Below are 8559 nucleotides of genomic sequence, written 5' to 3'. Positions count from 1 at the left end.
TGAAAAATGAAAGCAAGCTGTTTTAGTTTTAGCAAATTCACGTTGATTCTCTGCGCGCTGGCAGGGGCTGGCGCGTCTGTGGCGTCGGCTGAACCTTACCGCCCGGTTGCAGCAGTGGTACCTGAACAGGCGCAGGTGGTGATGTACTATCCACAGGGAAGCGTGCCGGCGACGGTCTACGTAGACCGTGAATTGCAGTCTGCGTTACTGCCAGGTGAGTTTACTGTCTTTTGCGTGACGCCGGGTGCGCATGCAATCGAATCTGTTTTCAACGATCACCCGCTTTATCAGGGTAAACAAAACCCGACGCAGCAACTGCCTGCCGAGGGCGGTGAAACCTACTTTGTGCAGGTTAACCCCGGCACAACCGGCAACACGGCTGCACTGGAAGAGCGCCCGCAGGCAGAGTCGATTCTGAACCGCCTGCAAAAACACACCCGCCTTGTGAACCGCGCACCGCAGGCGAAGAGCTGTAATTACATCAACACCAACGGTGTGGTTCTGATTCAGGAACAGGTCCTGTTCCGCTTCGCGAAGAGCGATGCGGCGGGGATCCTGCCCGAATCGCGCGGCAAGCTGGATAACGTGGTGAAGTTTATTAAGCAGGCCAATAACGTCAGCGACATTCAGCTTGTCGGTTTTACCGACGCCATTGGCAACCGTGATGCTAACCTGCGTCTCTCAGAAGCGCGCGCCAGCACCGTACGTGCGTTGCTGATCGATCAGGGCATTAAACCTGAGATGATCAACAACACGATGGGGCAGGGCGTGGCTCAGTCGGCAGAAGGGTGCGGCACTCGCGCCAGTCAGCAGGATGCTGGATGTAACGTGAACAGTCGCCGTGTAGATATTCTGGTCAGAGGCAACTGATTAATACTGCTTACCGTAAAACGGGCCGCCAATATGGGGCCCGTTTTTTTATGACTTATTTAATGTCTGCGCTCGGTCACATAGTTATTTAACTTTCCTCAGTGTGACATGGATATAACATTTAATTAATAATCGAAAGATATTCTTAGGATAATTTCCCGAATCCTGGTATTTATTTGTTTTTCAGGCTTTGTGGCATTTTTGGGCTGGTCAGAATAGAGAATTTCTCTCAATTATTAATCCCCAAATGGCTTGTTGGATAAACTGTAACCTCCTAATTTTTCTTATTTTTAAGGGTTATTAAATAAGGGTATTCCTAGACGAAAATTGAGCAGGAATAGCGGGTGTTGTGATATAACAACCAGAGGAAAAGTAAAGTACTTATCGCATCGCTTTACCGTATTATGTAGGCCAGGGAACAATAATGAGTGTTCAGACTTCTGCGGCTGAATTGTCCTCCCCTTCTCATTTTGAAAATATAGAAGACCACGGAAAAGATTCACTTGGAGTGGATTTGCGCGCATCATACAAAACTGGTAAGCAAGGAAGTTTTATATTCCGGTTTACCCCGTACCGAGAGACTTGATCCAGAAACCGCCTTGCGCATGCTGGAACAGGTCGGTATTTCTGCGGGTTGGGTAAAGCGCGATCTGAATAAACTGTCTTCCTATCTTTTTCCGTTGATGATTGCCCGCAAAGACGGAACCTATTGCATTCTGACTGCCCGTCGGGGAAAACGCGGTCAGTATATATATCAGGTGGTTGTTCCGGAGAGCGGCGGCGCGTTAATGCTTGCCGAAGCGGAGTTGCTGGAAAGCTACGCCGGCTACGCCCTGGTGGCGACGCCGAAACCGAAACTGGATTCGCGTGCCGACGATCAACTGTTACCCAAAGGGCCAGGCGAAGGCCACTGGTTGTTTTCAACACTGTGGCGCTATCGTCGCTATTTTTACAGCGCGGCACTGGCGGCGCTGTTGGCGAACGTCCTGACGCTGGCAAGCACTTTTTTCACCATGAACGTTTACGACCGCGTGATCCCAACGCAGGCGTACGTTACGTTATGGTCGCTGGCGGTGGGGGTGATCATCGCCATTGTTTTTGAATTTACCACCCGCCAGGTGCGTACCTGGTTGATTGATGTCGCCGGGAAAAAAGCGGATCTGATCCTCGGTGCGAAGCTGTTCCGTCAGGTGATGGCGATGCGCATGGAGAATAAACCGCAGTCCTCCGGGACGTTCGCCAACCAGTTGCGCGATTTTGAAGCGGTGCGCGATTTCGTCACCTCCGCGACGCTGGCGACGCTGTCGGATCTGCCGTTCTGTGCGCTGTTCATGTTCATCATCTACATGATCGGCGGCGCGCTGGCGTATGTTCCGCTGGCGGCAATCCCCATCATCCTCATCGCCAGCGTGATTATTCAGTGGCCGCTGGGCCGTTACATGGAAGAGAACATCCGCGAGATCTCGCTCAAGCAGGGGCTGTTGATTGAGAGCATCGAAGGGCTGGAAGCGTTAAAAGCAGCGCGCGGCGAAGGGGTAATGCAAAAACGCTGGGATGATTTCAGCGCCATGGCGGCGGCATCCTCGATGAAAACCCGTTACCTGTCGATGCTGACCTCGAATTTCGTCACCTTTATTCAGCAAATCAATACCGTGTGTATCGTGGTGTACGGCGTTTATCTGATCCACGCTGGTGATCTCACCATGGGGGCGATGATTGGGGTGGTGATCCTCTCTGGTCGTTGTCTGGCGCCGCTGGCGTCGGTCGTCGGGCTGGCGCTGCGTTATCAGCACGCGAAAACCGCACTGAAATCACTGAACAATCTGATGGATGCGCCCACTGAGCGCGATCCCAACATTTCGTATCTGCCGACGCCAAAATTCACCGGCAGCATGCGGCTGAAGAAGGTGTCCTTTGCCTGGCCGGTGCCCGGCATGATGGTGCCGATCCGCGTACTGGAAAACATCAATATCAAGATCACCCCCGGCGAACGCATTGCCATTCTCGGCAAAATCGGCAGCGGTAAATCCACGTTGCTGCGCGTGATGGCGCGGCTGTTCCAGCCTGCAGGCGGCCAGGTCTTTATTGATGGTGTGGATGCAACACAAGTTGACCCGGCCGACTGGCGTGCGGCGGTCGGTTACGTCGGCCAGGACTGCCGGTTGTTCTACGGCACGCTGCGCCAGAACGTCATCATCGGTAACCCAAGCGTCAGTACGGAAGATTTTTTACGTGTCGCCAGCATGACCGGCCTTGACCATATCGCGGCCAGACACCCGCTGGGCTATGAAATGCCGATCGGTGAAATGGGTAACGGCCTGTCTGGCGGGCAGAAACAGCTGGTGGCGCTGGCGCGTTGCCTGCTGCTGAAGCCCAAAATTTTACTGATGGATGAGCCGACAAGCTCCATGGATGCGATGACCGAAACCCTGTTCCTGCGCCGCCTGAAAGAGGCGACAGAAGGGCAGACGCTGATCATCGTTACCCACCGTATGTCGGTATTAAGTCTGGTCGATCGCCTGATTGTGCTGGAAGACGGTCACGTTGTGAAAGACGGCCCCAAAGAGCAGGTGATTGCCAGCCTCAACGAAAGTGCGCAGAAGAAGCCACAAGCCCCGATGCAGTATCGGCCGAAATAATTTTGATGAACCACTGACAGACGGTTTCTGTAGTAGAGATAAGGTAGGGATGATGAGCAGCGACGATGTGAACGACAACGCATCCGACAAAACAGTAAAACTGGTGACGAGTGCTTCCTCCCCGGCGCTGAAAAAAATCGGCGCGCCTTCGCCTGCGGCTAAAACCGCTAAGCCGCAACAGGAACCGCAAAAACAGGTCACCGGGAAAGTTAAATCGGAAGATCTCAGATTCATGCACGATCTGCAGGGGGCGCTGATTTCACAAAAGACCCCGTTCAGCATGATCATGCTCTACCTTATTGCGTTTATTGTTGTTGCCGCCGGGGTCTGGGCGCACTACGCCCGCGTGGAAGAAATTACGCGCGGTGACGGCAAAGTGATCCCCGCCAGTCGTGAACAGGTGATCCAGAGCCTCGAAGGCGGGATCCTCGAACAACTGAACGTGCACGAAGGTGATGTGGTCGAGAAAGGGCAGATCCTGCTCAAAATCGACCCGACGCGTGCCGGGGCCAGCTATGGCGAATCACTGTCGAAAGTGCAGGGGCTGAAAGGCAGCATCGCCCGTCTGCGTGCAGAAGCGTATGGCACGCCGCTGGAGTTCCCGTCTGACATCGCCAACATCGCGTCTATCGTTCACGATGAAACGCAGGCCTACAACGCGCGAATCAAAACCCTGAATGAAAGTGTGGATGCGCTAAGACGCAGTCTGGCACTGGCGCAAAATGAAGTGAGTCTCTCTGAACCGCTGGCCAATAAAGGGCTGATGTCAGACGTGGAAATCTTGCGTCTGAAGCGCCAGGCCAACGAATTTCGCTTACAAATCGCCGAACGTACCAACCGTTTCCGCGCTGACGCCAACAGCGAACTCAACCGTCTGGAATCTGAACTGGCGCAGGCCGAAGAGATCCTGCGCGGGCGTCAGGACGTGATGGATCGCACCACGGTTGTCGCCCCGGTACACGGCACCGTCAATAATATTCGCGTCACTACCCGCGGCGGGGTTATTCAACAGGGCGCTGAAATCATGACCATCATTCCACTGGAAGACAACCTGCTGGTGGAAGCGAAAATCAAACCGTCTGACGTGGCATTTATTCACCCGGGTCTGCCGGCCACGGTGAAAATTACCGCTTATGACTATGCCATTTATGGTGGTCTGAGCGGCGTGGTTGAGCATCTCAGCTCCGACACCCTGATCGATGAAGAAAAGGCCCGCATGGGTCGTGGCGATTCGACCTACTACCGGGTGTATGTGCGCACGGATCAGGCCGCATTGCATGTGAAAGACAAAGTGTTCCCGATTATGCCGGGGATGGTAGCAAACGTAGAAATCAGGACCGGCGAGAAAACCATTCTTTCTTATATCCTCAAACCTGTGCTGAAGGCGCGTGAAGCGTTCAGGGAGAGATAAACATCATGGCTCATAAAAATAAAGACCACCGTTGGGCGAAAGTGGCGACGGCTGTTGCGATTTGTTTACCGTGTTCTTCTGCACTTTTTCCTCTCTTTGCGGAGGCGGCTGACCGGTCGCTCTCCGCTTTACCGACGATGCGAACGCAGTCGCAGTACATGAGTGCGCAAAAATCAGCAGTGGCGCCATCGACGAGCGCTTCTGCCGCGCCACGATCGGCGCCGTCCATGTCGACCTCATCAACACAGGCGCCGCGACCGATCGCGACGACCTCCGCGGTTCCGGCGATAACGCCACCGCCCGCGCCGGTCAGTCCGCCGCCCGTTAACAGCAACAGTACGCCGGAAGAGCGCTACGAGCGGATCACCGCGCCCGCGACCATCAGCACGTCCGCGCCAGTCGCAGTGAGCAATCGTGCGTCAACGCCGCCGCCAAAAAAAGCAAAACCAGCATTTGTGCGGCGTGAAGAAGTGGCAGAGACATCAGAAAACAGAGCGGTGTTGAAGCAAACCTATGATTACTTCCCGCCTGTCACCGAATATTACAAGCCCGATCCGGCGTACAACAAAGTGCGCTGGCAGGGGCAATCCGAGAGAAGCAGTGGTCCTCGCGACATCAGCAGTATGTCGCAACAGCAGTTTAAAGCGTTAAGTGAAAACCCGTCGCGCGACTTTTTGCGTCAGATGGTGGTCAGAGCGCTGGCGTACAGCCCGGAGATGCGCGCCTCCTCCGCCGAAGTGCTGGCGATGGAGTACAGCGTTGATCAGGCTCGCGGCCAGCGCTGGCCGCAGGTAAAACTGGGCGTGACTTCACCGTTCACCACCGTTGGCGGTGATACGTCCACTAACAACAACTCCCACATCAGCGATACCAGCGGTTCGGTATCGGTTTCCACACCCATTATCGACTGGGGGCGGATCAGCAGCCAGGTCGACAACGCGGAAGAATCAGCAAAATCCGCGCGTTATGACCAGGATCACTCCCGCGAACAGCTGGCCTACAACACCATCTCGGAGCTGATGAACCTGAGTCGTTATCAGCACAGCCGGATGGTGGCGAAAGCCTATGTGGACAGGATGCAGGAGCTGGTCACCATGTTGTCGCAAATCACCGACGCAGATCCGGGACGCGACAGCGAACTGGTGCAGGCAAAAGCCAAGCTGATGTCGGCACAGGCGAACATGGACAACATTGAACATCAGGTCAGTTCCAGCCGGATCAAGCTGGTGCGTCTGCTGGGCGTCGAGCCGGTGGTGCCGGAAGATATCTCCTGGCGCGATACGGTGATCCCGGTTTCCACCGCCATCGCCTCGCTCGACAGGAGCCCGATGATGATGAGCCTGCAGGCGAAAGTCCGGGCGGCGGAGCATGAAGCGGAAAGCATCAAAGCCTCCAGCCTGCCGCAGGTGAACTGGGTGATTTCGAAAAGTACCGCCAAGGATATCAACGGCAATGAAAGCGGGTGGTATACCGGCGTGAACGTCGAATGGAATGCGTTCAGCGGCGGTTCCGAACGGGCGGCGCAAATGTCGGCACGGGCGAGAGCCAATGCCGCGCAACAGCAATATGAAGTCAGCTACCGCGACCTGGAATACCAGATTAACAATCAGATTCAGATCCGTGATTCTTCTTTTTTACGGGCCGATGATTATGATCGTCTGTCTTCAGAAACCGACCGCGTACGGCAAATGTTTTATGAGCAGTGGTACCACCTGGGAAAAAGAACATTACTGGATGTGCTGACCGCCGAAAATGACCACTTTAATAATCAGCTGTCGGCAATAAATAACCGCTACGACGGTTATATTTCTAACATCAACGTTATTTCTAGCGCTTCCATGCTGCTCAACTGGGTTGGTATTAACAGAAATAACGGTGGTCAATAAGCCTTATAACAGAAAGGCGGGGTGCTACGTCTGTTGCATAAATGTAGCAAAATATGAGTTTATTTATTAAAATATAGTTTTATTTAAGTGTTTGCCGTTAAGGTTTATGTGATCCAGATTCTTAAATGGCCTTAAATGACACCGCAGAGTCTCCGGTTCGACGGATCTGCCTACATCGCTAATGTTCACCCCCCAACGCTTTGTGAGGTTACGCCGCAAGGGTAAGGCCTCGTTTTGCCTGTTGTTTTTATTTCATGCCTCTTAACCCCATCGTATTTAAGACGATATAAGTCTATTTCCCTTTTCTGTCACATCGCCATCCTTCAAACTTGCGGCCATTCAACGCTGCCCCGCAGTGATAGTTATTTTATCTTATGCCAGGTGTGAATATTCCGCCTGAATATCATTAACTGTTTTTAGGATATTTATTTTGAGCACTCGTATTATCTTGCCATTATTAATGTTGTCGCTCTCGCTGTGGGGCACGGCATTTCCAGGTTTCGCCGCGCTGGCAAGCGTGGAAGAAACCAACCTCAAGGAAAGTATTTTATTTGCCTTTGACCGCGACCCTTCCGTCAGCCAGCAGGCGGCACAAATGGGTATCGGTCAGGCGATGACCGACGAAGCAAAAAGTGGCTGGATGCCGCAGATTGGTCTCACCGGTAGTACCGGCCACAGCCAGACAACAGACTCCAATGGTTCGCTAAAAAATTCTGCTTCCTGGGGGCTGACGCTGACACAGCTGATCTATGACTTTGGTAAGACGAATAACACGATTGCCCAGTCAGAAGCACAGCAGGAAAGCTACCGCTATCAGCTGATGGCGACCCTGTCAGACGTGGCGGCAAAAGCCGCGCAGGGCTATGTCGAAGTGAAGCGCTACAGCAAACTGGCGAACGCCGCCCGCGAGAACATTACGGCGCTGGAAAATATCCAGCAACTGGCGGCGCTGCGCGCGAATGCGGGTCTCAGCTCCACCTCCGACACCCTGCAAACGCAAACCCGTATCGCCGGAATGCGCGCGTCGCTTGAGCAATACGAAGCCGCGCTGCAGAAAGCCAAAGCGGTACTGGCGGTGCAGACGGGCGTCAATGCGAGAAATTATGCTGAGCTGCCGGAAGCGCTCGAAGTGAATCAAACCTCAGTGGATAACATCGATTACTCGCGCATTCCGTCGGTTCTGGCGGCACGCTCAATGGAAACATCGGCTGAGTTCGCTATCAAAAAGGCGCAAGCCCAGCACCTGCCGACCGTGAGTCTGAAAGCGGGTCGTACACGTTATGAATCTGACAACCGCGCATACTGGGATGATCAAATTCAACTGAGTCTCGATGCGCCGCTGTATCAGGGCGGGGCGGTTTCTGCCCGTGTTCGTCAAGCGGAAGGGGCGAAAGCGATGGCGGCATCGCAGGTGGATCAGGCACGTTACGACGTCCTGCAGGAAGCCTCGGCGGCCATGGCCGACTGGACAGGCGCACGTGGTCGTGAAGATGCCGGTAAATTCCAGCTTATGAACGCCGTACAGACCCGTACCGTTTATAAAAACGAATATACGCTGAGTAAGAAAACCATCAATGACTTACTGAGTGTTGAACAGGATGTCTGGCAGGCGACCTCTGCCAAAATAAACGCGGAATACGATGGCTGGAGCGCGGCAATTAGTTACGCCACGGCGATTGATAATTTATTACCGCTGATTGGCATTGAAAAACGGGCCACAGAAAAACTTCCTGAACTTAATTAATTCAACCAC

5 protein-coding genes are annotated in these 8559 nt (G+C 53.8%); all 5 read left to right on the top strand.

The window, feature by feature from the left end; translation table 11 throughout:
• The first annotated feature begins 6 nt into the window (after positions 1–6).
• Entirely contained in the window at positions 7–870 is an 864-nt protein-coding gene (locus tag QMG90_RS15570) for an OmpA family protein (protein ID WP_283280533.1), read from the top strand.
• A gap of 503 nt (positions 871–1373) precedes the next feature.
• Entirely contained in the window at positions 1374–3509 is a 2136-nt protein-coding gene (locus QMG90_RS15565; RefSeq protein ID WP_283280532.1) for a type I secretion system permease/ATPase, read from the top strand.
• A 49-nt stretch (positions 3510–3558) separates the two neighbouring features.
• Entirely contained in the window at positions 3559–4920 is a 1362-nt protein-coding gene (locus QMG90_RS15560) for an HlyD family type I secretion periplasmic adaptor subunit (RefSeq protein ID WP_283280531.1), read from the top strand.
• Between the two features lie 5 nt (positions 4921–4925).
• Complete coding sequence (locus QMG90_RS15555) at positions 4926–6806, top strand: TolC family protein (RefSeq protein ID WP_283280530.1); 1881 nt, start codon at positions 4926–4928, stop codon at positions 6804–6806.
• A 460-nt stretch (positions 6807–7266) separates the two neighbouring features.
• The gene (locus QMG90_RS15550) at positions 7267–8550 is read left to right on the top strand and encodes a TolC family outer membrane protein (RefSeq protein WP_283283980.1); all 1284 of its coding nucleotides are present in this window, start codon (positions 7267–7269) and stop codon (positions 8548–8550) included.
• The last annotated feature ends 9 nt before the right edge of the window (positions 8551–8559 follow it).

It is taken from the genome of Trabulsiella odontotermitis, assembly GCF_030053895.1.
Taxonomy (GTDB): domain Bacteria; phylum Pseudomonadota; class Gammaproteobacteria; order Enterobacterales; family Enterobacteriaceae; genus Trabulsiella; species Trabulsiella odontotermitis_C.
This window is presented reverse-complemented; position numbering and strand designations above follow the sequence as displayed.

Coding starts and splice junctions, on each gene's coding strand:
- QMG90_RS15570 (WP_283280533.1), top strand. CDS start 7: ATGAAAGCAAGCTGTTTTAGTTTTAGCAAATTCACGTTGATTCTCTGC.
- QMG90_RS15560 (WP_283280531.1), top strand. CDS start 3,559: ATGATGAGCAGCGACGATGTGAACGACAACGCATCCGACAAAACAGTA.
- QMG90_RS15555 (WP_283280530.1), top strand. CDS start 4,926: ATGGCTCATAAAAATAAAGACCACCGTTGGGCGAAAGTGGCGACGGCT.
- QMG90_RS15550 (WP_283283980.1), top strand. CDS start 7,267: ATGTTGTCGCTCTCGCTGTGGGGCACGGCATTTCCAGGTTTCGCCGCG.